Here is a 22,889-nt window from a genome sequence, read left to right as displayed (position 1 = left end):
TTCCCGCGTCGCATGAAGCTCATGCGGCGGCGGTCATGATCCTGGTACGAGTCGCGCGGCGGCGAGAAGTTGCGTGCGCGTGGCGGGAAACGACGGGAATGACGTGCGGGCGCAGAGCGTCGCGCAGAGAAAACGCCGGCTTCGCTGGCCCGGCATGGGCAACACGAAGTCCGGCGTCTTTGGCCATGCGGATCGGCAAGCGCACTGGCGGCGAGTTCGGCGTTTCGAACGGCGTTCGAGGCTCGCTCGACCAGGTTTCGCCGCCGTCAGGAAATCCGACGGCGATTGCGCACCAGGCTCAGCACCAGCGCGACGAACGCGACGATGAACGCGACGCCCGACCACATCGGCAGCGTCAGCCCGAGAATCGGCGGATACGCGGTCTCGCAGAGGCCCGCGACCTTGAACACGCTCGGCAGCCAGTGCGCGGGCGGCAGGCTGTCGACCACCGGTTGCAGCGCGTCGAAGCCGCAACTGAAGCCGGGATTCGCCTGGATGTACACATGCCGCGCCGCGGTGGCGATGCCCGCGAGCGCCGACAGCGCCGCCATCAATTCGAGCAGGCGCACGCCGCGCCAGTTCTTGAAGCGCGCGCCGAGGAACGCGAAGATCGCGATCAGCAGGAAGAAATAGCGCTGGATGATGCACAGCGGGCACGGGTCTTCGCGCAGGCCGAATTGCAGGTACAACGCACCGCCCACGAGGGCGAGGCAGATCAGGCCGAGCAGAACCAGCAGGGTGCGCTCACGGCGCAGCATCGCGGAGTCGTTATTCATGGATCTTCGATTGGTCTGGAGACGAAAGGGCGGGTGCCCGCGATTCTAGCGCGAACCCCCGCCGTGCCGTTTATGGCCTGACGATTGGCGCGGCCGGTGGCGGTGCCGCTGCCGCTGCCGTTGCCGTTTCCCGCCGGGCTACTGCCCGCGCCACGCTTTACCGGATCGCGTTCAGCACCGCCTCGGCCCCTCGGCCGATTGAGAGCAACGCGTCGTCGGCGTACGGCGCGCCTGCGAGCATCAGGCCGACCGGCGCGTCGCCGCGCAGATGGCACGGCAACGACAGCGCGCAGCTATCGAGGAAGTTGAACGCGCTCGGATTACGCAGGATCAGCGCGTTAGTGCGGCCGAACGCGTCGTCGTCGTCGACCAGGTCAGCGAGACGCGGCGGCACGACCGGCACCGTCGGCGCGACGACCGCGTCGAACCGCTGCCACAGCGTGCGTGCGGCTTCATCGAGCATGGCTTCGCGCTCGGCGAGCAGGTCCAGATAGTCGACCGCGCTGGCCGGCTGCCCCTTCATGATGCGCACGAGCACGCGCGGATCGTATTGCTCGCGATGCTTGTCGAGCAGCGGACGATGCCACGCATACGCCTCGATCGGCGAAAAGCCGAAGCGGTTGATCTGCGGCAGGCGGTCGAGCGGCGCGAAGCGCACCTCGCTGACGATCGCGCCGGCCGCCTCCAGATGCTTGAGCGCGGTATCGATCGCGCGCGCGACTTCGGGCTCGACGCCGTCGGTCACGAAGTTGGTCAGCACGCCGAGGCGCACGCCCTCGAGCGGCCGCGCGACCGGGATGCGCGGCTCGAGCCCGGCGAGCATCCGGTCGACCAGCGCGCAGCACGCGACCGACACGCCGATCGGCCCGAACGAATCGAGCGTCGACGACAACGGCACGCCGCCCTGCTTCGGAATGCGCGCGGCGGTCGGCTTGAAGCCGGTCAGCCCGCACAGCGCGGCCGGAATGCGGATCGAGCCGCCGGTGTCGGTGCCGAGCGCGACCGCGGCCATGCCGTCGGCGACCGAGGCCGCCGCGCCCGACGACGAGCCGCCCGAAATCCGCTCGTCGCCCGTCACGCTGCGCCGGTACGGCGACAGCGGATGGCCGTAGTGCGGATTCAGGCCGAGCCCGGAAAACGCGAACTCGCTCATGTTGGTCCGCCCGACGATCACGGCGCCGGCCCGCTTAAGACGCGCGACCGCGACCGCATCGGCCTTCGCGGCGGGCGCGTCGGCGAGCGCGATGGAGCCCGCGCGGGTCGGCTGGCCTTCGATGTCGAACAGATCCTTGACCGACACTGGAATCCCGGCGAGCGGCGACAGCACCGTGCCGGCCGCGCGCAGGCGGTCGTGCGCGTCGGCAGCGGCGCGCGCGGCGCCGGCGTCGACGTGCATGAAGACGGCGGCGCCCTGGCCGGCCGGATCGGCGATCCGGCCGAGCGCGGTTTCGACGAGCGCGCGGCTCGTGGTGCGGCCGGCGGCGAGATCGGCGGCAAGCTGGGCAAGCGGCGGGAAGGGGGCGAATTCAGTGGCCATGATGTCGGTAGAAATCCGGTTGAGCGCCGTTGGGGCGTATGAACGGGGCAGTGTCGAGCCAACGGGAAAGGTCCGTCCGCATTGTAGAGCAAGGTTTTGCGGCCGAGCGGCCTGAGACCGATGGTGCGCTGCCGCGCACGAATTCGCCAGAAACATGGCCGGTTCGTTTGTTACACTGCGCTTTCTGAGATTACTGTTTGTAAGGAATGCGCTCATGCACCATGGCATCGGCTTCATCCAGGATCTGGCCGTCGTGATGGCGCTGGCTGGCGTCGTCACCGTGCTGTTCCATCGCCTGAAGCAGCCGGTGGTGCTCGGCTATATCGCGGCCGGCGTGATTATCGGACCGTACACGCCGCCGTTCCAGCTGATCCACGACGAACAGACGATCCAGACGCTCGGCGAGCTGGGCGTCGTGTTCCTGATGTTTTCACTGGGTCTCGAATTCAGCCTGCGCAAGCTGTTCAAGGTCGGCGCGACGGCGATCGTCGCGGCGCTGTCCGAAATCGTGCTGATGCTGTGGATCGGCTACGAGATCGGCAGCGCGTTCGGCTGGAGCCCGATGGACTCGCTGTTCCTCGGCGCGATCCTCGCGATCTCGTCGACGACGATCATCGTGAAGGCGCTGTCCGACCTCGGACTCAAGCGCGAAAGCTTCGCTCAGCTGGTGTTCGGCATTCTGATCGTCGAGGACATTCTCGGCATCGCGATGCTGGTGCTCTTGACCGGCATCGCGCAGACCGGGCAGTTGTCGGCCGGGCTCGCGGCCGTCACGCTCGGCAAGCTGCTGCTGTTCATGACGGTGTCGCTGCTGGTCGGCGTGCTGCTCGTGCCGCGCGCGCTGAACTACGTCGCGCGCACCGGCAGCGACGAGATGCTGCTCGTGTCCGTGCTCGGCTTCTGCTTCGGTTTCTGTCTGCTGGTCGTCAAGCTCGATTACAGCATCGCGCTCGGCGCCTTCCTGATCGGCGCGATCATGGCCGAGTCGCGCCATCTGCATCGGATCGAGCATCTGATCGCACCGCTGCGCGACGCGTTTTCCGCGATCTTCTTCGTCACCATCGGACTGATGCTGAACCCGGCCGTGATGCTCGACTACGGATGGCCGATTGCGGTAATCACGCTGGCGGTGATCGTCGGCAAGCTTGTGTCGTGCGGGCTGGGCACGTTTCTGTCGGGACAGGACGCGCGCACCTCGATGCGCGTCGGCATGACCGTGTCGCAGATCGGCGAGTTCTCGTTCATCATCGCGACGCTCGGTTTGACGTTGAAGGTGACGAGCGGCTTTCTGTACCCGATCGCGGTCGCCGTGTCGGCACTGACCACGCTGACGACGCCGTATCTGATCCGCGTCGCCGATCCGCTGACGCGCCGCATCGCGCATGCGGTGCCCGCCACGATGTCCAACGTGTTCGGCATGTACGGGCAATGGCTGCGCAGTTTGACCACGGCGCGCGGCGAGCCGACGCTGATCGGCATGACGCGGCGCATCGTCTTGCAGATCGCGGTGAATCTCGCGCTCGTCGCGGCGATTTTCCTGGCCGTGTCATATAGCGCGCCGCACAGTGGCCGGCTGCTCGCGCACTGGCTCGACGAAGAGCCGCTGCAACGCGTCGTGCAGTGGAGCGTCGCGCTCGTCGTGTCGCTGCCGTTCCTCGTGGCCGTGTATCGCAAGACCAAGTCGCTCGCGCTGCTGCTCGCCGAGGTCAGCGTGCAGTCGACCACCGCCGGGCGCTTCACGAGCGCGCTGCGTCACGCGATCGCCGACCTCGTGCCGATCGTGTCGATGATCGGCGTGTTTCTGCTGGTGGCGGCGCTGTCGGGCAGCATCCTGCCGCCGACGGGCCTGCTCGTCGCGGTGCTCGTGTGCGCGGCGCTGCTGCTCGCGCTCGTGTGGCGCTGGTGCGTGAAGATTCACGCGTCGATGCAGATCGCCTTGCGGGAAACTTTCGAAGAGCGGCCAGACCCTTGACTCATAGCGATTGGTGCAGCGCTTCGCAACAATGTGAGTAATTGTGTGCGGGTTTGCCGGGCCTGCTGCGCTGGCGGATAATCAGGGCATATTCATTCGTTCCCGTGAAAGGCGCCCGTCCGACAGTCATGAGCGAAAACAAACCACCTGAAAACGCCGGCACGACCGGCAGTCCGCAGCCGGCCTCGCCCGCGCCGGGCGGCGCGCCGGTCACACCGGCCGCGGCGCTTGCGCCGTCGCATGAAGATGCCACCCAGTCGGCCGCCAAAGACACGAGCCCGGCCGCCGGGGAGGCGACCGTGAGGTCGTCCACCGACGATCCGATCAGCGCGTCGTCGGTTACTCCCGAAGATCCGCGAGCGGCGCGGTTGCGCGACGCGGTCGAGGCACGCAGCGCCGCCGCGGAATCGACCGCGCGGCAGGAAGCCGCGGTGCACGAGCGCGAAGCGCGGCGCGCCGGTACGTACACCGGGGGCGCCACTACGGTGAAATCCGATCCTGTCGTGAAGCCGATGGCGGCGGCTCGCGAGCCGCGCGCGGGCGACATCAGCGCCACGGACATCGCCACCGACGCCGAAATCACCACCGAGGAAGCCGCCGCGCCCGCGGCGCGTGCGCCCGGCTCGCCGCCGCCCGGTTTCGGCGCGGCACCCGATTTCAGCGCCACCAACCCGCCGCCACCCAACGCACTTCCGCCGTCGCCGCCGCGCTATCTGAAGCAGAGCGATTCGGCATGGAGCGTGTTCGGCCGCATCATCGCGGCGCGCGCGCGGCAGCTGTTCGATCGCGCCGGGCAGCGGATCACGCAGCGCACGCTGCGCATCGGCGTGTCGGCGCGCATCTTCCACCCGGAACCGGGCGCGAAGGGCTTGCGCGGCAAGACGCTGCAGTATCTGGAGGAGTCGGTCGCGCACTGGGTGATGTCGCGCGACGTGCTGGTGTTCATGATCCCGACCGTCGGTCATCAGGGCATGCTGCACCCGAGCAACATCCGTCTGCGCGACTATGCCAAGCATCTCGATGGCCTGCTGCTGCAAGGCGGCGCCGACGTGTCGCCGCAGACGTATGCGGAAACGGCGAGCAGCCACGAATGGCCCGGTGACCGCGTGCGCGACATGTACGAGCTCGAGCTGCTGCACGAGTTCGTCGAATCGGGCAAGCCGGTGCTCGGCGTGTGCCGCGGCTGCCAGCTGATCAACGTCGCGTTCGGCGGCACGCTATATCAGGACATCGCGACCGAAGTGCCGACCGCAAACGCGCACGTCAACGAGGAGTACGATCAGCACCGGCACGGCGTGCACTTTCCGGATGGCTCGACGTTACTGAACATGTTCCCCGGGCGGCGCGACGGGATCGTCAATTCGATCCACCATCAGGCGGTCAAGACGCTGGGCCGCGATCTGAACATCGAGGCGGTGTCGGCGTCGGATGGCATCATCGAGGCCGTGCGCTACCGGCGCGCACCGTTCGTGATGGGCGTGCAGTGGCACCCGGAGTTTCATCGCGCGGGTGGGCCGGAACTGCTCGATTGCACGCCGCTGCTCGATACGTTCCTGCGGGTCGCGCGGGAGACGCGGTTTTAAGCATGGCGGGTTTGCGTTGGCGCGGTGTGCGCGGTGGAGGTTGAGTCCGCCGTCGTGGCTGTGTATCGACCCGGCGCTTTAGCTGCTTTCGGGAGCCCGACGGGGCGAACCCCTCCAACTGACGCACTGCCACGTTCTGTGGCAGTGCGTTTTCTTTTTCTCGGACTCGCTCACCCAGCGCTCATCGCGCGAATTGCTCCGGGATTTCGGTCAAGCGACGCTGCGACATGTGGGTCATCCACTCGGTACTGTTTGCCGGCGGATAGTTCGACGCGACGCCACCTGACGGCGCGCGTCACGCACTGTCGAGCAAAGTGCTCAGGGCTTCAACCGGTACACGTAGCGCAACGCGGTGATATCCATGCCGCCCATATGATCGGGCTCCGCGCCGACGAACTGCCAGCCATGCCGCTCGTAAAAGCCGATCGCCGCCGTATTGCCCTCGAGCACGTACAGATACAGCTGCGCCTCGCCCTGTGCGCGCGCCCAGTCGACGGCTGCGTGCATCAGCGTCTTGCCGACGCCGATGCCCTGATAACCGGGCAGCGCATGCAGATTGTCGAGCAGCACGCCCCACGCGGACTCGGGCTGACGCTCGACACACACGAAGCCGGTCGGCTCGCCGGCCAGCTCGGCGATCAGCACGATGCGGCGCTCGCCGCCCGGTGCGCCGAGACGCGCTGCCCAATAGGCGGCACGTTCGCGCGTGACTTCGCCGTCTAGGAACGCGTCGGGCAACAGGCCGCGATAGGTCGCCTGCCAACTGGCGCTGTGGATCGACGCAATCAGCGCGGCGTCCTCGAGCGTGGCGGGGCGCAGGGAAACAGCAGGGGTGGTTCGCATCGGAGTAATCAACTGAATGGCCTCGCGCGGACAGTCTACCGCGCTGCCCGCCGGTGTCGCGCGTAAGCAAACTGTATGCGTTTCGCGGCAACCCTATCAGCAGTAACATTACGTGGCATCGGTCCCGCATCGAGCTCAGCGTTTACCCTGATATCGGATGAGCGCCGTGGGCAGCAGAATGCGGCGCCCCTCGGGCGCGCGCTTCGCTTATACCTGCGTGTCCGCCTGCGGCATCCGCTTGCCAAACGCAGTGGATCGTTCCAACTGCCCGCTCGTCACCGTTCGCGTCGATCCGTCCGACAGGGCGGCGGGCCTATCGAGAGTGTCATGTCTACTGCGACCCACGCCGCTTCCACCACGGAAGAATCCAAGGTCAAGACAGTGTTCCGCGTCGTCAGCGGCAACTTTCTTGAGATGTACGACTTCATGGTCTATGGCTACTACGCTTCGGCGATCGCCAAGACCTACTTCCCGAGCGGCAGCGATTTCGCGTCGCTGATGCTGTCGCTGTCCGTATTCGGCGCGGGCTTCCTGATGCGTCCGCTCGGCGCGATCGTGCTGGGCGCCTACATCGACCATCACGGCCGCCGCAAAGGCCTGATCCTCACGCTGAGCCTGATGGCGCTCGGCACGCTGACGGTCGCGACGATACCGGGCTACGCGACCATCGGGCTCCTGGCGCCCGTGCTCGTGCTGCTCGGCCGGCTGCTGCAAGGTTTCTCGGCGGGCGCCGAGCTCGGCGGCGTGTCGGTGTATCTGTCGGAGATCGCGACGAAGGGCAACAAGGGCTTCTATTGCTCGTGGCAGTCGGGCAGCCAGCAGGTCGCGGTGGTATTCGCCGCGCTGATCGGCGTGGCGCTCAACAAGATTCTGCCCGCCGACCAGATGTTCGCGTGGGGCTGGCGCGTGCCGTTCCTGATCGGCTGTCTGATCGTGCCGTTCCTGTTCATCATCCGCCGCTCGCTGCAGGAAACCGAGGAGTTCACGGCGCGCAAGCATCGTCCGAGCATGGGCGAAATCCTGAAGTCGATGCTCGCGAACTATCCCGTAGTGCTAGGCGGCATGGGCATGGTCATCATGACGACCGTGTCGTTCTATATGATCACCGCGTACACGCCGACCTTCGGCAAGGAAGTGCTGAAGCTGTCGGCGATCGACGCGCTCGTCGTCACCGTCTGCGTCGGTATCTCGAACCTGATCTGGCTGCCGCTCTCGGGCGCGCTGTCGGATCGGATCGGCCGCCGTCCGGTGCTGCTCGCGTTCACGATCCTGACGCTCCTCACCGCGTATCCGGCGCTGCAATGGCTCGTCGCCGAACCGTCGTTCGCGCGTCTGCTTGCCGTGCAGCTGTGGCTGTCGTTCCTGTACGGCTGCTACAACGGCGCGATGGTCGTTGCGCTGACCGAAGTGATGCCCGTGGAAGTGCGTACCGCCGGCTTCTCGCTCGCGTACAGCCTCGCGACGACGATCGGCGGTTTCACGCCGGCCATCGCCACGCTGCTGATCCACGTAACCAGCAACAAGGCGGCGCCGGGCCTCGTTCTCGGCGTGGCGGCGATCTGCGGTCTGCTCGCGACGCTGTTCCTGTATCGCACGCCGGAGTCGCGCAATCAGTATCGGGCCGCCTGACGGGTTCGCCTCGTGTTCTGAAAACGAAAAACCCCGCGGAAGCGGGGTTTTTCGTTGGCGGAGCGAGGTTTGTCGCTAACCGTGCCGCAATTCGCCGGCGACCGCCTCGACGACTTCATCCCACGCGCCCGGCCTCGGCTGACGCACGAGCGTTGCAGCGGGATACCACGGGCTGCGGGTGTCGTCGTCGAACCAGCGCCAGTCGGCGGCGAACGGCAGCATCAGCCACAGCGGCTTGCGCAGCGCACCGGCGAGGTGCGCGATCGACGTGTCGATCGACACCACCGCGTCGAGCCGCTCGATGATCGCCGCGGTATCCGCGAAGTCGCCGATGCGATCGTCGAAGCGATGGATCGCGGCCGCGCGCGGATGCGCGTCGAGCGCGGCGCGTTCGTCGTCGGACAGATCCGGCTGCAGCACGATCCAGTCGATGCCGTCGAGCGCGAACAGCGGCTCCAGCGCGGCGAGCGGCATCGTGCGGGTTTCGTTGCGCTGGATGCGCCCCGACCACGCGAGCCCGATCTTGCGCTTCGCCTGACCGCCGAGCGAGCCGCGCCATTTGCGGCCATAGACAGGCGGCACGCTCAGATACGGCGTGCGCGCGTCGATCGTGTCGTAGCGCGTGCCGAGCGCGAGCGGCAGGCTCAACAGCGGAATCTGCAGATCGGCGGCGGGACGCGGCTGGCCCTGCGCGATCAGCGAGACGCGCCATGCCTTCGCGGCGGGTGCGAGCAGCGGCACCAACTGCGGCTGCACTTCGAGCACGACGCGCGCCGCACGAAGCGCTGCGAGCGGCACGAAGCGCACGAACTGCAGCGTGTCGCCGAAACCCTGTTCGGCATGGATCAGCAGCGTGTACTCGTCGATCGGCTCGCCATGCCAGCGCGGTAACGTCTGGATCGCCGGTTGCGCGACGGTTTGCAGTCGCCATTCATATTCGGGCAGCCCGCGCTCGAAATCGCGCATCGCGAGCCACGCGAGCGCACGGTTCATATGCGCGGACGCGAGATCGGGTCGCAGCCGTAACGCCTGATCGAGCGCGCGCACCGCCGCCTCATGCGCGCCGAGCGCCTGGTGCGCAGTGCCGAGCGCGAGCCACGCAAGCGCGAACTGCGGATCGAGCCCGACCGCGCGCTCCAGATACGGCAGGGACTGTTCGGCACGGCCGAGCGACGCGAGCGCGTTGCCCATGCCATAGATCGCGGGCGGCAAATTCGGCTGCAGACGCAGCGCCGCTTCGAATGACGCGACTGCCTGCGCATGCTGGCCGGTCGCATCGAACGTGTTCGCGAGATTGAAGTGCGCGGCGACGAAGCGCGGCTCGGCGGCGAGCGCGGCCTCGAAGCAGGGCACCGCCTCGTTCGGCCGATCGAGCGCGTTCAGCGACATGCCCATGTTGTTCAGCGCGCCCGCGTGACCGGGGCGCAGTTCGAGCGCGCGCCGGAACGACGCGATCGCGTCCGTGTGACGGCCGAGCGCGTGCAGTGCGTTGCCGAGATTGTTGTGCGACGACGCATCGTTAGGCTGCAGACGCAGCGAGCGTTCGAACGCATCTGCCGCGTCTTCGTGACGGCCCACCGACGCATACGCATTGCCGAGGTTGTAGTGCGCCATCGGGAACGTCGGCGCGAGCGTCAGCGCGTTGCGGAACTGCTCGATCGCGGCGTCGATCTGGCCGAGCGCCTTCAGCGCATTGCCGAGGTTCAACTGCAGCGCGGCGTCTTCCGGGCGCAGGTCGACCGCGCGCCGCACCAAGGCCGCGGCTTCGGCGTGCTGGCCCTGCTGGTGGCGCAGCACGCCGAGCAGGTGCAGCGCGTCGACATGGCTGGGGTCGTGGTCGAGCGTGGTGCGGTAGCCGCGTTCGGCGTCGTCGAGGCGGCCGTCACGATGCGCCGCAAACGCGCGGTCAAATACAGGTTGCATGACGGGGAGGGCATTCGGATCAATCAGACTGAGGCCGCATTTTCCCATACTTGCGCAAAGGGCCCGGATTTGCGCGGATCTGGGGCGCGTCGTGGGCGACCGTCGGAGCGCCCGCGCGAGATGTCCCGCGATGCGATTGATGCAGCGCACCCGTGTGCGCAAGAGCGGCGGCGTACACTAGAACGCATTGTTGCCTCCGGAGTTCCGCATGGACGCTGCCGCCTACGACGCGTCGCCGGTGCTGATCGTCGGGGCCGGTCCCACCGGACTTGCCGCAGCGATGAGTCTCGCGCGTGCGCATATCCCCGTGCGTCTGATCGACAAGGCGCCGCAGCCGAACCCTTACTCGCGCGCGATCGGCATTCAGGCGCGCACGCTCGAGCTGCTCGAGCAGCATCGGCTGATCGAGCCGTTTCTCGAACTCGGCCATCGCGCGCGCGTCGCGAATCTGTTTTCGAACGGCATGCGGCTTGCGCAGCTCGATTTCGACCCGCTGCACACACGCTATCCCTATCTGCTGTTTCTCGATCAGTCCGTGACCGAGCGGCTGCTCACCGAGCATCTGGCGACGCTCGGCGTGAAGGTCGAGCGCGGCGTCGAACTGATGGCGTTCATGCAAGGCTCCGCGAGCATTCAGGCGACCTTGCGCCGCGCGGACGGCCGCACGGAAGGCATGCGTCCGTCATATATGATCGCGGCCGACGGCGCGCATAGCTCGATTCGCCATCGCCTCGGCCTGAACTTCGAGGGCAAGACCTTCGAGCAGACCTTCCTGCTCGCCGACCTGCACGCGGAAACCGACTGGCCCGACGACGAGTTCCATATCTTCGCGTCCGGTGACGGTCTGGTCGCGCTGTTTCCGATGGGCCACGGCCGCCATCGTCTGATTGCCGATCACGCGGTCGCGCTGGCCGGCAGCGCCGCGCCACCGACCCCCGCAGTACCCGGCGAGCCGCCGCTGGACCCGGCACCGTCGCTCGAACAATGCAAGGCGTTGATCGCGCGACGCGTGCGCGAGCGGGTCGACGTGTCGGATCTCGCGTGGTCGGCCTATTTCCGCGTGAACAGCCGGATGGTCGATCGGCTGCGCGTGGGCCGTATCTTCCTCGCCGGCGATGCCGCGCACGTGCACAGCCCCGCGGCTGCGCAGGGCATGAACACCGGCATCCAGGAAGCGCTCAATCTGGGCTGGAAGCTCGCGCGCGTGATCGGCGGAGCGGCACCGGACCGCCTGCTCGACACGTACCACGCCGAACGGCATCCGATCGAGCGCGACGTGCTGCGGCAGACCGGTTTCATCACGCAGATGGCCGAGGCCGATCACGGTCCGCTGAAGCTGCTGCGCGAGCGCGTCATGCCGGTGCTGGCCGCGCTCGGTCCGCTGCGCGATGCCGCGCGCGCGACGATCAGCGAGCTGTCGATCCAGTACCGGCGCAGTCCGCTGACGCTCGAACGTGTGCTCGACGGCGGCCCGCGCGCGGGGGAGCGCGCGCCGGATGCGCTCGTGCATGTGGTCGACGGCCCGCTCGGCCGGGCGCCGGGCGTTGGCTGCATTTTCGATCTGCACGATCCGGCGTTCTTCTCGTTGTTTCTGCTGGTGCCGCCGCTGCCCGTCGACGGCACGCCGCTCGATCCGGCCGCCAAACATGCGGCGCCGCCGGATCCGGAGCTGGAAAAGCTCGCCGCCGAGGTCGAGCGGCTGCTGCCGAACGCGGTGCGGATCTGGCGCGTCACCGATACGAGCGGTGATGGCGGCCCGGCGCTGTCCGAATCGTATGGACGCACGCGGCCGTCGTTCTATCTGGTGCGGCCCGACGGCTATATCAGCGCGCGCGGACGCACCGGCTCGGACCTGCACGGTCTCGTACGGCACTGCGAGGCGTGGTTTGCGGTGGGGGGAGAGATACCGGAGCAGGCGACGTTGTGATCAGGGTCGCCTGTTGCCTGGCATGGGCGAGAGCGCGACGGCGGGTCTCGCCGCCGCGCTTCGGTGATTGAGCGTACGGCCTAAGCCTGAGCCGCCGCCTAAGCCGCCGCCTAAGCCGCCGACTGAGCCGCCGACTAAGCCGCCGCCTGAGCCGGCGTCAACTTCTCGCGATACCTGACGATCGCCTCGCGCGTGAAGTTCGATAGCGCGATGTCATACGTGTCCGGCGCTTCGTCGAGCGTCGCGAGCAGCGCGCGCCGCATGCGCGGCTCCCAGAAGCGGCGGATGTGTTCGGCGACGCCGGTCAGCGCTTCTTCGTGGTCGGGCATCGACTCGAAGAAGTCGCCGATCCGGTTCGCCATGTCGATCAGATTCCGATTGTCCATCGCTCGCCTCACTTGCCCGCGGTGACGGCCGCGGCCGCGTTGGCCTGCTCGCGTTGCTTGAGCAGTTCGAGCTGTTCGCTGTTGAAGCGCGAATAGTCCTTCTGCCATTGCGACGGTTGCTCGACCGGCATCACCTGCACCGCGGTCACCTTGTATTCCGGGCAGTTGGTCGCCCAGTCGGAGCTGTCGGTCGTGATCACGTTCGCGCCCGATTCAGGGAAGTGGAACGTCGTATAGACGACGCCCGGCTGCATCCGCTCCGTCACCTTCGCGCGCAACACGGTCTGTCCCGCGCGCGATTCGATGCCGACCCAGTCGCCGGTCTTGATGCCGCGTTCCTCGGCATCGTGCGGATGCAGTTCGAGCCGGTCTTCTTCATGCCAGCGCGAGTTCTCGGTGCGGCGCGTCTGCGCGCCGACGTTGTACTGCGACAGGATGCGGCCGGTCGTCAGCAGCAGCGGATACTTGCGCGTGACCTTCTCCGGCGAGGCGATGAACTTCGTGATCACGAACCTGCCCTTGCCGCGCACGAAGGTACCGACGTGCATCGTCGGCGTGCCGTCGGGCGCGTCCTCGTTGCACGGCCACTGGATGCTGCCCATCTCGTCGATCTTCTGGAACGACACGCCGTGAAAAGTCGGCGTGAGCCGCGCGATTTCGTCCATGATCTCGGACGGATGCGTGTAGTCCATCTCGTAGCCAAGCGCGCGCGATAGCAGCTGCGTGACTTCCCAGTCCGCGTAGCCGCCGAGCGGCGGCATCACCTTGCGCACGCGCGAGATGCGACGCTCGGCATTGGTGAACGTGCCGTCCTTTTCGAGGAACGACGAGCCGGGCAGCAGCACGTGTGCGTACTTGGCGGTCTCGTTCAGGAAGATGTCCTGCACGACGATGCATTCCATCGACGACAGCGCCGCCGCCACATGATGCGTGTTCGGGTCCGACTGCACGATGTCCTCGCCCTGGCAATAGAGGCCCTTGAAGCTGCCGTGCAGCGCGGCGTCGAACATGTTCGGAATGCGCAGGCCCGGTTCCGGTTGCAGCGTGACGTTCCAGGCGTTTTCGAACTGCGTGCGCACGAGCGGATCGCCGATGTGCCGATAGCCCGGCAGCTCGTGCGGGAACGAGCCCATGTCGCACGAACCCTGCACGTTGTTCTGGCCGCGCAGCGGATTCACGCCGACACCTTCGCGGCCTATGTTGCCGGTCGCCATCGCGAGGTTCGCGATGCCGATCACCATCGTCGAGCCTTGCGCGTGTTCGGTGACGCCGAGGCCGTAGTAAATGGCGGCGTTGCCGCCGGTCGCGTAGATGCGCGCGGCTTCGCGCACCTGTTGCGCGGGCACGCCGGTCGCCGCTTCGGTCGCTTCGGGCGAGTTCTCCGGCAGCGCGACGAAATCTCGCCACTGCTCGAACGCGCGGGTTTCGCAGCGCTCGGCGACGAACGCTTCGTCGAGCAGGCCTTCGGTGACGATCACATGCGCGAGCGCATTGACGATCGCGACGTTGGTGCCGGGCCGCAATTGCAGATGATGCGACGCCTTCACATGAGGCGTATCGACGATATCGATGCGGCGCGGATCGACGACGATCAGCTTCGCACCCTCGCGCACGCGGCGCTTCAGACGCGAGCCGAACACCGGATGGCCGTCGGTCGGATTCGCGCCGATCACCATGATGACGTCGGCTTGATCGACCGACGCGAACGTCTGGGTGCCCGCCGATTCGCCGATCGTCGTCTTCAGACCGTAGCCGGTCGGCGAATGGCAGACCCGCGCGCAGGTGTCGACGTTGTTGTTGCCGAACGCGGCGCGCACGAGCTTCTGCACGAGGTAAGTCTCTTCGTTCGTGCAGCGCGACGACGTGATGCCGCCGATCGAATCGCGCCCGTGCTTCGCCTGGATGCGGCGGAATTCCGACGCCGCATACGAGATCGCTTCGTCCCAGCTGACTTCGCGCCACGGGTCGGTGATCTTCGCGCGGATCATCGGTTTTTTGATGCGGTCCTTGTGCGTCGCGTAGCCCCATGCGAAGCGGCCCTTCACGCACGCATGGCCTTCGTTGGCCTGGCCGTTCTTGTGCGGCACCATCCGCACGACCTGGTTGCCCTTCATCTCGGCCTTGAACGAGCAGCCGACGCCGCAATACGCACAGGTGGTGACGACCGAGTGCTCGGGCTGGCCGAGCATCACGACGGTCTTTTCCTGCAGGGTCGCGGTCGGGCACGCGGCCACGCACGCGCCGCACGACACGCACTCCGAGTCCATGAACGGCTGGTTCTCGCTGGCCGCCACGCGCGATTCGAAGCCGCGTCCGGTAATGGTCAGCGCGAACGTGCCCTGGGTTTCCTCGCACGCGCGCACGCAGCGATTGCAGACGATGCACTTCGACGGGTCGTACGTGAAGTACGGATTCGATTCGTCCTTCCTGTCCTTCAGATGATTCGCGCCGTCGAAGCCGTAGCGCACTTCGCGCAGGCCGGTCACGCCCGCCATGTCCTGCAGTTCGCAGTCGCCATTGGCTGGGCAGGTCAGGCAATCGAGCGGGTGATCGGAGATGTACAGCTCCATCACGTTGCGACGCAGCGTCTGCAGACGGTCGGTCTGCGTGCGCACCTTCATGCCGGCTTCGACCGGCGTCGTGCACGATGCCGGATAGCCGCGTCGTCCTTCGATTTCGACGAGGCACAGACGGCACGAGCCGAACGGTTCGAGCGAATCGGTCGCGCACAGCTTCGGCACGTTGACGCCGGCTTCGGCCGCCGCGCGCATCACCGACGTGCCGGCCGGTACGGTGATCGCCTGGCCGTCGATTTCGAGCGTCACGTCGACGTCCGAGTGGCGGGCTGGGGTGCCGTAGTCGGTTTCGTCGGCATAGGGGTTGGCGGCGCGTGCCAGCGCTTGCGACTTGCACGCGCAGTTACCTGAGCCGCAGCCGCCCCCCTGGGGGACTTCCTTCGGGGCGCCGGCGGGGGAGTTGAACTGGTCGGACATGGTGAACTCCTGGAGTCAGGCCGCGGCCGCTTTGGTAGCGTGGTCGGCAGTGGGATCGGCGGCGAGACCGAAGTCTTCAGGGAAATGATCGAGCGCGGACAGCACCGGGAACGGCGTCATGCCGCCCATCGCGCAAAGCGAGCCGGACACCATCGTGTCGCATAGATCGCGCAGCAATTGCACCTGACGCGTCGACGTGTCGCCGTCACGAATCCGGGCGATCACCTCGACGCCGCGCGTCGAGCCGATCCGGCACGGTGTGCATTTGCCGCACGATTCGAGCGCGCAGAAGTGCATCGCGTATTGCGCGAGCTCGGCGAGGTTCGACGTGTCGTCATGCACGACCAGACCGCCGTGGCCGATTACCGCGCCGACCGCCGCATACGCTTCGTAGTCCATCGGAATGTCCCATTGGCTTTCCGGCAGATACGTGCCGAGCGGACCGCCGACCTGCACCGCGCGCGCCGGGCGGCCGCTCGCGGTGCCGCCGCCGAAGTCGTCGAGCAGTTCGCGCAACGTCACGCCGAACGCGAGTTCGACGAGGCCGCCTCGCTTGATGTTGCCGGCCAGCTGGAACGGCAGCGTGCCGCGCGAGCGGCCCATGCCGAAGTCCTTATAGAACGCCGCGCCGCGCGCGAAGATGATCGGCACCGTGGCGAGCGTGATCGCGTTGTTGATCACGGTGGGCTGGCCGTAGAGACCCACGAGCGCGGGCACCGGCGGCTTCGCGCGAACGATGCCGCGCTTGCCTTCGAGCGATTCGAGCATCGCGGTTTCCTCGCCGCACACGTACGAGCCCGCACCTTTGGCGACGAACAGTTCGAAGCGCTGCCCACTCGAGAGCACGTTGTCGCCGAGCCAGCCAGCCTGGCGCGCACGGGCGATGGCCGCTTCGAGCGTTGCGATCGAGTGCGGGTATTCGCTGCGCACATAGATGTAGCCGACAGTCGCGCCGGTCACGACGCCCGCGATGACCATGCCTTCAATCAGCATGTACGGATCGCTTTCCATCACGAGACGATCGGAGAAGGTGCCCGAATCGCCTTCGTCGGCATTGCAGACGACGTACTTCTGCGCGGCCTTCGCGCCGCGTACCGTGCGCCACTTGATGCCGGCCGGGAAGGCCGCGCCGCCGCGGCCGCGCAGGCCGGATTCGATCAGCGCTTCGCAGGCGCTGTCGCCGTCGGTTTGCAGCGCGCGGCGCACGCCTTCGAGGCCGCCGTGCGCGACGTAATCGTCGATGGACAGCGGGTCGGTGATGCCGATCCGCGCGAAGGTCAGGCGCTGCTGCTTCTTCAGATACGGAATCTCGTCGACCACACCGACGCGCCGCGCATGCTCGCCGCCGTCGACGAAGCCCGCGTCGAACATGCCGGCGACGTCTGCTGCTTCAACGTTTGCATAGCCGATGCGGCCTTCAGGCGTCGCGACTTCGACGAGCGGTTCGAGCCACAGCAAGCCGCGCGAACCGTTGCGGATCAGTTCGATCGCAATGCCGCGGCGCGCGGCTTCGCTGGCGATGGCTTCAGCCAGCGCATCGGCGCCGAGCGCGAGCGCCGACGAATCTCGCGGAACATAGATGCGCGTCATGCCGGCACCTCCACGCATTTTTGGGCCGCGGCGAACAGCGCGTCGAATTTCTGCGGCGACACGCGCGCGTGCAGCGTGCCGTTGAGCATCAGCGCCGGCGACAGCGCGCATTGGCCGAGGCAGTACACCGATTCGAGTTCCACCGTCGCGCCGTCATGGTGACCGGCGTCGAAGCGGCAACCGGTGTGCGCCTCGATGTGCTGGGCGAGCGCCTCGGTACCCATGCTGCGGCACGCTTCGGCGCGGCATAGCTGCACCGTGACGGGCGCGGCCGGCGTGGTGCGGAAGTGATGGTAGTAAGTGATGACGCCGTGCACTTCCGCGCGCGACAGGTTGAGCGCGCGGGCGAGCGGTTCGACCGCCGCGGGCGGCACATAACCGAGTTCATCCTGGATCGCGTGCAGGATCGTGATCAACGAGCGGCCCGGCTGCGCGTGACGCTGCACGAGCTGATCCGGTGCCGTGGCGAGGGAATCGTCCAAAGTGGGGGCTCCTCCAAAGCGATATATGCACTTGTTATTCATAATACGTGCACGTATGCTTCGCTTATTCGATATGGTATAGCCGAAAGATAGGCGGGCCAACCGGCGCATGCAATAGGAAAGAGTCATACATATATGGTCAGGATCGAATGTCAGGTCGAGCTGGTGGTGAAGGGCGTCGACGGCCGCGAGGCCAGCCTGTCTGACGTGGTGCCGCTGCTCGCGCTCGTCGACGAATCTGGCAGCATTGCGCAGGCCGCGGCGCTTAAGGGTTTGTCCTACCGGCACGCTTGGGGTTTGCTGCGCAGCATCGAGGAGCGGCTCGGTGGTCCGCTGATCGCGAAAGAGCGTGGACGCGGCTCGGTGCTGTCCGAACTCGGTCACGCGGTGCTGCGTGCGCAGCGGCTCTGCGGCGAGCGGCTCGACGGCAACCTGCAGGCGCTCGCGAGCGAAGTGGCGAGCGATCTGAACCGCTGGCTCGCGCCGCCCGCCGATGACGTGCGCATCCACGCGTCGCACGGTTATGCGGTGGCCGCGCTCGTGACGGCGCTGGTCGCCAACGATCTGCTGGTCGAGATCAAGTACCGCGACAGCGCCGACGCGGTCAGCGCGCTAGCGCGGGGCGAGTGTGATCTGGCGGGTTTTCATCTGCCGCTCGGCGAGTTTCGCGCGGTGTGCGCCGATACCTACCGGCGCTGGCTCGATCCGCAACGCCATGTGCTCGTGCATCTGACCCGACGCAAGCAGGGGCTCTTCATCGGCAAGGGCAATCCGAAGCGGATCGGCGGACTCGGCGATCTGGCACGCGACGACATCCGTTTCGTCAACCGCCAGCCGGGCTCGGGTACGCGGATGCTGCTCGATCTGGCGCTGCGACAGGTCGGAGTGGACCCGGACCGCGTCAACGGCTATGCGTCGACCGAGCTGACGCACTCGGCGATCGCGGCGTTCGTCGCGAGCGGTATGGCGGACATTGGCTTCGGCGTGGAGCCGGCCGCGCATCATTTCGGGCTCGACTTCATTCCGATCGTCGACGAGGACTATTACTTCGCGTGCGACCGCGCGCACCTCTCTCGGGCGCCGCTTGCGACGGTGATCGAACTGTTACGCGGCAGCGCGTTTCACCATCGCGTCGAGCAACTAGCCGGCTACGATCCGTGCGACTGCGGCAGGCTCGTCGATGTTGACGAGGGGCTCGGCGGCGCGCTCGCGTAACGGCGGCGTAAGAGCCTGTAACCAGAAATGCGCTAGCGCTCGGCGCGTGCCGCTGCGCATCGCGCCGGTTTCGGCTACTCTCTTGGCTTCGTATCCGCTTTAACCGCGCGCCAAGCCGCGCCGAACCGACATGAAAGCTCTTCTCCATGCATGTGCCGCCGCTGCCGCGGCTGGTGTGCTCTGTGCCACCGTCTCCGTCGCTTACGCACAAAACTCACCTGGCGTACCGGGCGGGATCCTGAACGACGAATTCCGCCTCAACGAGCATCCACAGATGCCGTTCGCCGCGTCCGCGCCATCTGACAAGTATCAGCACGGCAAACGTTCGGACGCGCGCAAGCGTGGCGACCTGGGCGATCCGAATGGCTGCAATCTGCAGTGCCCGAAAGACGAATAAGGGGGCGCTCGAGGTTTTTCCCGAGCTTCGAGGTTTGACGCAACGCCGGCTCTTGGGTCGGCGTTGCGCTTTGTGGCGAGTCAGATCGCGCCCAATTGCCGGCCGGGCCGGCTTCTTATGGCTTGGCGATGTGCCAGACTTCCTTGAAGCCGTCTCCCTTTGCATCGCCCGCCTGCTTGTCGGCTGCGTAGTGATACAGCGGATGGCCCTTGTACGCCCATTGCTGCTTGCCGTCCGCGCTGGGGATCAGCGTCCAGTCCCCCGTCGGCTTGTCGGTCGGCGCCGCCGTGGCCGCCGGCCAGTTGCTCATGCAACCGCCGGTGCAGGCGCTGACGCCGGGCGTGGTGTCCTTGTCGAACGTATAGAGCGTCATACCGTCGGCGGTGACGAAGCGGCCGTCGGACAGTTTGGGTGGATCGGCGAACGCGCTGGCGTGTAGCGCGGCGAGCGCGAGCGGGGCCAGCAAAAAGATGGTCTTGCGCATGACGGGGCTCCTGTTTTGACGACGTGATTGACGGGCGACGACGCGCTTCGAGCTACGAGTATAGGCAGCGGCCGAGGATTTGCCGGGGCGTGTTGTTTGTCCCGGTGGGGGAAGGGGAGGCGTCAGACTTGCCCGCGAGGCGTCGCGGACGGTGCCGAAAATAAAAAACCCCGGCAGCGTTACGCTACCGGGGTTTCTTGGGACCGTTCATCGCGAACGTTCCGGGTGTTTGGTGGAGGCGGCGGGAATCGAACCCGCGTCCAGAAGTCCTCTACGACCAGTTCTACATGTTTAGTTCTGTCATTTGATTTAACCGCAGCGACGCGGACGAACACGCTGCGCTACGGCGATTCACTAAATTTTCGACCCGGACGTCGTGACGCCGCCAAGGCTTAACTGACGTATATGACCTCTGTCGGTATTGCTACCGGTCTTGCGACACTAGCCCGTCAGTGAACTAGGCAGAGGACGGCGGCCCTTAGGCTGCCAGTGCGAACGTATCGTCGTTTGCAGTTACGTTTTTCCCATTGATTAACGAGGTGACGGGTCCTCGACATGCCCTAGCCGCTTCGCAACCCCTGTCGAAACCAGGTCGCCCCCGCGGTTCGTTGCTCACATATATGAGCCAAAGCAGATTTTACAATAGATCGACGGCCACGTCGTGTGTATCGGTGGCCGCTGATTGGTGCAACCTGGTTAGCAAGGGCGCCGGACGGACCTTTCCGTCGATCCGTCTGACTTTGTCAGCCGATGTCGCGCAGCAGCGTCTGCAACTCGGACGTCGATTGCACGACGTGTTGCGCGTGCCACCGTGTCGGCGGAATGTCATCGCCGCAGTAGCCGTACGCCGCCGCGACGGTCTTCATGCCGGCGGCAAAACCGGCCTGCACGTCGCGCAGATCGTCTCCAATATAGACGACGCGTTCCGGCACGATGTCCAGCTCACGCGCCGCGTGCAGCAGGGGCGCGGGGTGCGGCTTCGAATGCGGCGTCGTGTCGCCGCTCACCACGCAGCCGGCGCGCTCCTCGAGCCCGAGTTGGGCGACGAGCGGCTCGGTGAGCCGCGCGACCTTGTTCGTGACGATGCCCCAGCGCACGCCGCGCGCGTCGAGATCGTCGAGCACTTCGGCGATGCCGGGAAAGAGCGTCGTCTCGATGCACAGATCCGCTTCGTAGTTCGCGAGAAACTCCTCGCGCATCGAGGTGAACTCATGATGATCGGGCCCGATGCCGAACGCACCGCCGATCAGTCCGCGCGCGCCGGCCGAAGCCAGCGGGCGCAGCTTTTCGAGCGGCACCATTTCGAGCCCGCGGTCGTGGCGCATCTTGTTGACGGCGGCCGCGAGGTCGGGCGCCGTGTCGGCAAGCGTGCCGTCGAGGTCGAAAAGCACGGCGAGGCAAAAGCCGAGCGTGTCGTCGTTGTCTTCGCGTTGCGGCAGGGGAGTTGGGTCGCTCATTGTTCGTTTCGGATGCGGCGGATCGGGGCGGTTCGGGTAGTTCAGGCGTCGCGGCGACAGGCGAGCATGTAGTTGACGCTCGTGTCGGACGACAGCGCGAAATGTTTGCTAAGCGGGTTGTACACGATGCCCTTGATGTCGGCCGTGCGCAGTTCGGCGGCCCGCACGAAGCCGGCGAGTTCCGACGGACGGATGAAGCGCGCGTAGTCGTGCGTGCCCTTCGGCAGCATTCGCGCAATGTATTCGGCGCCGATCACGGCGAACAGATACGACTTCACGTTGCGGTTCAGCGTGGAAAAGAACACCCAGCCGCCCGGCTTCACGAGATTCTTGCAGGCCTCGACGATCGCGGCCGGCTTGGGCACGTGTTCGAGCATTTCCATGCAGGTGACCACGTCGTAGGTGCCCGGTTCGCGCGCGGCCAGCGCCTCGGCGGCGATTTCTTCGTAATCGACGGTTACACCGCTTTCAAGACTGTGAAGATCGGCGACGCCGAGTGCCTGCGTGGACAGGTCGATGCCCTTCACATGAGCGCCCAAACCTGCCATCGATTCCGACAGGATGCCGCCGCCGCAACCGATATCGAGCACTTTCTTGCCGGCGAGATGCGCGTGTGCGTCGATCCAGCTCAGGCGAATCGGATTCAGTTCGTGCAGCGGTTTGAATTCGGCGTTCGGGTCCCACCAACGATGCGCGAGGTCGCTGAATTTTTGTAGTTCGTGGGGATCGGCGTTGGTCATGGCGAAGGCTGCCTCGATGAAAGCGGTGAGCGGACGCTCGAGGATAAATCCTGAGTATATAGGGCGAGAGAAAGAGCGGCAAAAGCGCGTCGGGTAGCGGGCGCTGATTCGGGTCGCTGGTGGCGGAGCGGGGGCGTTCCGCCATCACGCATCACACCATCGCGCGGTATCCGCGCATAAAAAAAGCCCCGCCGAAGCGGGGCTTTCGATACTGCGGTAATTTTCCAGCTTACTGCTTCGGCGTACCGACAACTTCGACTTCCACGCGGCGGTCCGGTGCGAGGCAGGCGATGAGTTGCTTGCGGTTCTTCTGGTTGCAACCGGTGGTAACCGGGTTGCGACGGCCCTTGCCTTCCGTGTAGATACGGTTGGCTTCGACGCCCTTGCTGACCAGGAAGGCCTTCACAGCTTGAGCACGACGCAGTGACAGACGGTCGTTGTAGGCGTCCGAACCGATGCGGTCGGTGTGGCCCGTAGCGACGACGACTTCGAGGTTGATGCCCTGGATCTTCGATGCCAGTTCGCCCAGACGTTCCTTGCCAGCCGGCTTGAGGATTGCCTTGTCGAAGTCGAACAGCGCATCAGCTTGATACGTAATCTTTTCGCTGGAGATAGCCGGAGCCGGAGCGACCGGTGCCGGCGGGGTCGGAGCCTGAGCAACCAGGGCGCCGTCGCACTTGGCGTTAGCCGTTGCAGGCGTCCAGAATGCATCGCGCCAGCAAAGCTCGTTCGTGCCGTTCATCCACACGTATTCGCCAGTACCATTCACCCAGTTGTCGTTGGTAGCTTGTCGCGACGCCGGCACCGACTGCGCCATGGCGGATGCAGCCATAACTGCGGTAGCTGCAATGAACGCGAGCTTTGAAAGTTTATTCATATTTCTCCTCTCGAAATTGAGATTACCGCAGGTTTACTGCGAGCCTGTTGACGAAGACAAGTCATACATTGCTCGAAG

At 66.1% G+C, this 22,889-nt stretch carries 18 protein-coding genes and 1 other RNA gene; 6 read left to right on the top strand and 13 right to left on the bottom strand.

Annotated elements, in window-relative coordinates:
• Nucleotides 1-266: 266 nt before the first annotated feature.
• Both L0U84_RS15090 and L0U84_RS15085 read right to left on the bottom strand, forming a co-directional pair.
• Nucleotides 267-776: a disulfide bond formation protein B gene (locus L0U84_RS15090; RefSeq protein WP_233850881.1), complete on the bottom strand. Its 510-nt coding sequence runs from the start codon at nt 774-776 to the stop codon at nt 267-269.
• Between the two features lie 157 nt (nt 777-933).
• Nucleotides 934-2,313, bottom strand: coding sequence for an amidase (locus tag L0U84_RS15085; RefSeq protein WP_233850879.1), 1,380 nt, complete (start codon nt 2,311-2,313; stop codon nt 934-936).
• A 214-nt stretch (nt 2,314-2,527) separates the two neighbouring features.
• Between L0U84_RS15085 and L0U84_RS15080 the strand changes: the two genes are divergently transcribed.
• Together L0U84_RS15080 and L0U84_RS15075 are read left to right on the top strand one after the other, a co-directional pair.
• Nucleotides 2,528-4,285: a cation:proton antiporter gene (locus L0U84_RS15080; RefSeq protein ID WP_233850877.1), complete on the top strand. Its 1,758-nt coding sequence runs from the start codon at nt 2,528-2,530 to the stop codon at nt 4,283-4,285.
• 128 nt (nt 4,286-4,413) lie between these two features.
• Nucleotides 4,414-5,868 carry a type 1 glutamine amidotransferase gene (locus L0U84_RS15075; RefSeq protein ID WP_233850875.1) on the top strand — a complete coding sequence of 485 codons (1,455 nt, stop codon included), beginning with the start codon at nt 4,414-4,416 and terminating at the stop codon, nt 5,866-5,868.
• Between the two features lie 318 nt (nt 5,869-6,186).
• Here L0U84_RS15075 and L0U84_RS15070 read toward each other — a convergent pair whose 3' ends face one another.
• Entirely contained in the window at nt 6,187-6,711 is a 525-nt protein-coding gene (locus tag L0U84_RS15070) for a GNAT family N-acetyltransferase (protein WP_233850873.1), read from the bottom strand.
• Nucleotides 6,712-7,038: 327 nt separating this feature from the next.
• On the opposite strand from L0U84_RS15070, the gene L0U84_RS15065 reads away from it, so the two are divergent.
• Nucleotides 7,039-8,340: an MFS transporter gene (locus L0U84_RS15065; RefSeq protein WP_233850871.1), complete on the top strand. Its 1,302-nt coding sequence runs from the start codon at nt 7,039-7,041 to the stop codon at nt 8,338-8,340.
• Between the two features lie 75 nt (nt 8,341-8,415).
• On the opposite strand, the gene L0U84_RS15060 is transcribed toward L0U84_RS15065, so the two are convergent.
• On the bottom strand, nt 8,416-10,263 hold the full coding sequence (locus L0U84_RS15060; RefSeq protein WP_233850869.1) for a tetratricopeptide repeat protein: 1,848 nt from the start codon (nt 10,261-10,263) through the stop codon (nt 8,416-8,418).
• A 208-nt stretch (nt 10,264-10,471) separates the two neighbouring features.
• On the opposite strand from L0U84_RS15060, the gene L0U84_RS15055 reads away from it, so the two are divergent.
• Nucleotides 10,472-12,190, top strand: coding sequence for an FAD-dependent monooxygenase (locus L0U84_RS15055; protein ID WP_233850867.1), 1,719 nt, complete (start codon nt 10,472-10,474; stop codon nt 12,188-12,190).
• Nucleotides 12,191-12,324: 134 nt separating this feature from the next.
• Here the strand turns inward: L0U84_RS15055 and L0U84_RS15050 are convergent, their stop codons facing one another.
• The 4 genes from L0U84_RS15050 to L0U84_RS15035 are packed head-to-tail and all read right to left on the bottom strand — an operon-like array spanning nt 12,325 to nt 17,641.
• Nucleotides 12,325-12,576, bottom strand: a complete 252-nt coding sequence (locus L0U84_RS15050; protein WP_233850865.1) for a formate dehydrogenase subunit delta — start codon at nt 12,574-12,576, stop codon at nt 12,325-12,327.
• An 8-nt stretch (nt 12,577-12,584) separates the two neighbouring features.
• Nucleotides 12,585-15,569, bottom strand: coding sequence for a formate dehydrogenase subunit alpha (gene fdhF / locus L0U84_RS15045; protein WP_233850863.1), 2,985 nt, complete (start codon nt 15,567-15,569; stop codon nt 12,585-12,587).
• A 15-nt stretch (nt 15,570-15,584) separates the two neighbouring features.
• Nucleotides 15,585-17,159: a formate dehydrogenase beta subunit gene (locus L0U84_RS15040; protein WP_233850861.1), complete on the bottom strand. Its 1,575-nt coding sequence runs from the start codon at nt 17,157-17,159 to the stop codon at nt 15,585-15,587.
• Nucleotides 17,156-17,641 carry an NAD(P)H-dependent oxidoreductase subunit E gene (locus L0U84_RS15035; RefSeq protein ID WP_233850859.1) on the bottom strand — a complete coding sequence of 162 codons (486 nt, stop codon included), beginning with the start codon at nt 17,639-17,641 and terminating at the stop codon, nt 17,156-17,158. The genes L0U84_RS15040 and L0U84_RS15035 overlap by 4 nt, the downstream gene beginning before the upstream one ends.
• Nucleotides 17,642-17,776: 135 nt before the next feature.
• Here L0U84_RS15035 and L0U84_RS15030 point away from each other — a divergent pair, with 135 nt between their 5' ends.
• Nucleotides 17,777-18,856: a substrate-binding domain-containing protein gene (locus L0U84_RS15030; RefSeq protein ID WP_233850857.1), complete on the top strand. Its 1,080-nt coding sequence runs from the start codon at nt 17,777-17,779 to the stop codon at nt 18,854-18,856.
• Between the two features lie 130 nt (nt 18,857-18,986).
• On the top strand, nt 18,987-19,253 hold the full coding sequence (locus tag L0U84_RS15025; RefSeq protein ID WP_233850855.1) for a hypothetical protein: 267 nt from the start codon (nt 18,987-18,989) through the stop codon (nt 19,251-19,253).
• A gap of 115 nt (nt 19,254-19,368) precedes the next feature.
• On the opposite strand, the gene L0U84_RS15020 is transcribed toward L0U84_RS15025, so the two are convergent.
• From L0U84_RS15020 to ompA, 5 genes are all read right to left on the bottom strand, one after another.
• Nucleotides 19,369-19,737 (bottom strand): COG4315 family predicted lipoprotein, encoded by a 369-nt coding sequence (locus L0U84_RS15020; protein ID WP_233850854.1) that lies wholly within the window; start codon nt 19,735-19,737, stop codon nt 19,369-19,371.
• A gap of 230 nt (nt 19,738-19,967) precedes the next feature.
• Nucleotides 19,968-20,337, bottom strand: a transfer-messenger RNA (tmRNA) gene (ssrA, locus tag L0U84_RS15015).
• Between the two features lie 143 nt (nt 20,338-20,480).
• On the bottom strand, nt 20,481-21,194 hold the full coding sequence (gph, locus tag L0U84_RS15010; protein WP_233850853.1) for a phosphoglycolate phosphatase: 714 nt from the start codon (nt 21,192-21,194) through the stop codon (nt 20,481-20,483).
• A gap of 41 nt (nt 21,195-21,235) precedes the next feature.
• The gene (gene ubiG / locus L0U84_RS15005) at nt 21,236-21,934 is read right to left on the bottom strand and encodes a bifunctional 2-polyprenyl-6-hydroxyphenol methylase/3-demethylubiquinol 3-O-methyltransferase UbiG (RefSeq protein WP_233850852.1); all 699 of its coding nucleotides are present in this window, start codon (nt 21,932-21,934) and stop codon (nt 21,236-21,238) included.
• Between the two features lie 229 nt (nt 21,935-22,163).
• The gene (ompA, locus tag L0U84_RS15000; RefSeq protein ID WP_233850851.1) at nt 22,164-22,811 is read right to left on the bottom strand and encodes an outer membrane protein OmpA; all 648 of its coding nucleotides are present in this window, start codon (nt 22,809-22,811) and stop codon (nt 22,164-22,166) included.
• Nucleotides 22,812-22,889: the final 78 nt, after the last annotated feature.

Origin of the sequence: Paraburkholderia sp. HD33-4 (assembly GCF_021390635.1) — a bacterium.
Lineage (GTDB): Bacteria > Pseudomonadota > Gammaproteobacteria > Burkholderiales > Burkholderiaceae > Paraburkholderia.
This window is presented reverse-complemented; position numbering and strand designations above follow the sequence as displayed.

What these genes read in the sequence shown, in the direction of transcription:
- L0U84_RS15090 (WP_233850881.1), bottom strand. Translation starts at nt 776, where the DNA reads ATGAATAACGACTCCGCGATGCTGCGCCGTGAGCGCACCCTGCTGGTT.
- L0U84_RS15085 (WP_233850879.1), bottom strand. Translation starts at nt 2,313, where the DNA reads ATGGCCACTGAATTCGCCCCCTTCCCGCCGCTTGCCCAGCTTGCCGCC.
- L0U84_RS15080 (WP_233850877.1), top strand. Translation starts at nt 2,528, where the DNA reads ATGCACCATGGCATCGGCTTCATCCAGGATCTGGCCGTCGTGATGGCG.
- L0U84_RS15075 (WP_233850875.1), top strand. Translation starts at nt 4,414, where the DNA reads ATGAGCGAAAACAAACCACCTGAAAACGCCGGCACGACCGGCAGTCCG.
- L0U84_RS15070 (WP_233850873.1), bottom strand. Translation starts at nt 6,711, where the DNA reads ATGCGAACCACCCCTGCTGTTTCCCTGCGCCCCGCCACGCTCGAGGAC.
- L0U84_RS15065 (WP_233850871.1), top strand. Translation starts at nt 7,039, where the DNA reads ATGTCTACTGCGACCCACGCCGCTTCCACCACGGAAGAATCCAAGGTC.
- L0U84_RS15060 (WP_233850869.1), bottom strand. Translation starts at nt 10,263, where the DNA reads ATGCAACCTGTATTTGACCGCGCGTTTGCGGCGCATCGTGACGGCCGC.
- L0U84_RS15055 (WP_233850867.1), top strand. Translation starts at nt 10,472, where the DNA reads ATGGACGCTGCCGCCTACGACGCGTCGCCGGTGCTGATCGTCGGGGCC.
- L0U84_RS15050 (WP_233850865.1), bottom strand. Translation starts at nt 12,576, where the DNA reads ATGGACAATCGGAATCTGATCGACATGGCGAACCGGATCGGCGACTTC.
- fdhF (WP_233850863.1), bottom strand. Translation starts at nt 15,569, where the DNA reads ATGTCCGACCAGTTCAACTCCCCCGCCGGCGCCCCGAAGGAAGTCCCC.
- L0U84_RS15040 (WP_233850861.1), bottom strand. Translation starts at nt 17,159, where the DNA reads ATGACGCGCATCTATGTTCCGCGAGATTCGTCGGCGCTCGCGCTCGGC.
- L0U84_RS15030 (WP_233850857.1), top strand. Translation starts at nt 17,777, where the DNA reads ATGGTCAGGATCGAATGTCAGGTCGAGCTGGTGGTGAAGGGCGTCGAC.
- L0U84_RS15025 (WP_233850855.1), top strand. Translation starts at nt 18,987, where the DNA reads ATGAAAGCTCTTCTCCATGCATGTGCCGCCGCTGCCGCGGCTGGTGTG.
- L0U84_RS15020 (WP_233850854.1), bottom strand. Translation starts at nt 19,737, where the DNA reads ATGCGCAAGACCATCTTTTTGCTGGCCCCGCTCGCGCTCGCCGCGCTA.
- gph (WP_233850853.1), bottom strand. Translation starts at nt 21,194, where the DNA reads ATGAGCGACCCAACTCCCCTGCCGCAACGCGAAGACAACGACGACACG.
- ubiG (WP_233850852.1), bottom strand. Translation starts at nt 21,934, where the DNA reads ATGACCAACGCCGATCCCCACGAACTACAAAAATTCAGCGACCTCGCG.
- ompA (WP_233850851.1), bottom strand. Translation starts at nt 22,811, where the DNA reads ATGAATAAACTTTCAAAGCTCGCGTTCATTGCAGCTACCGCAGTTATG.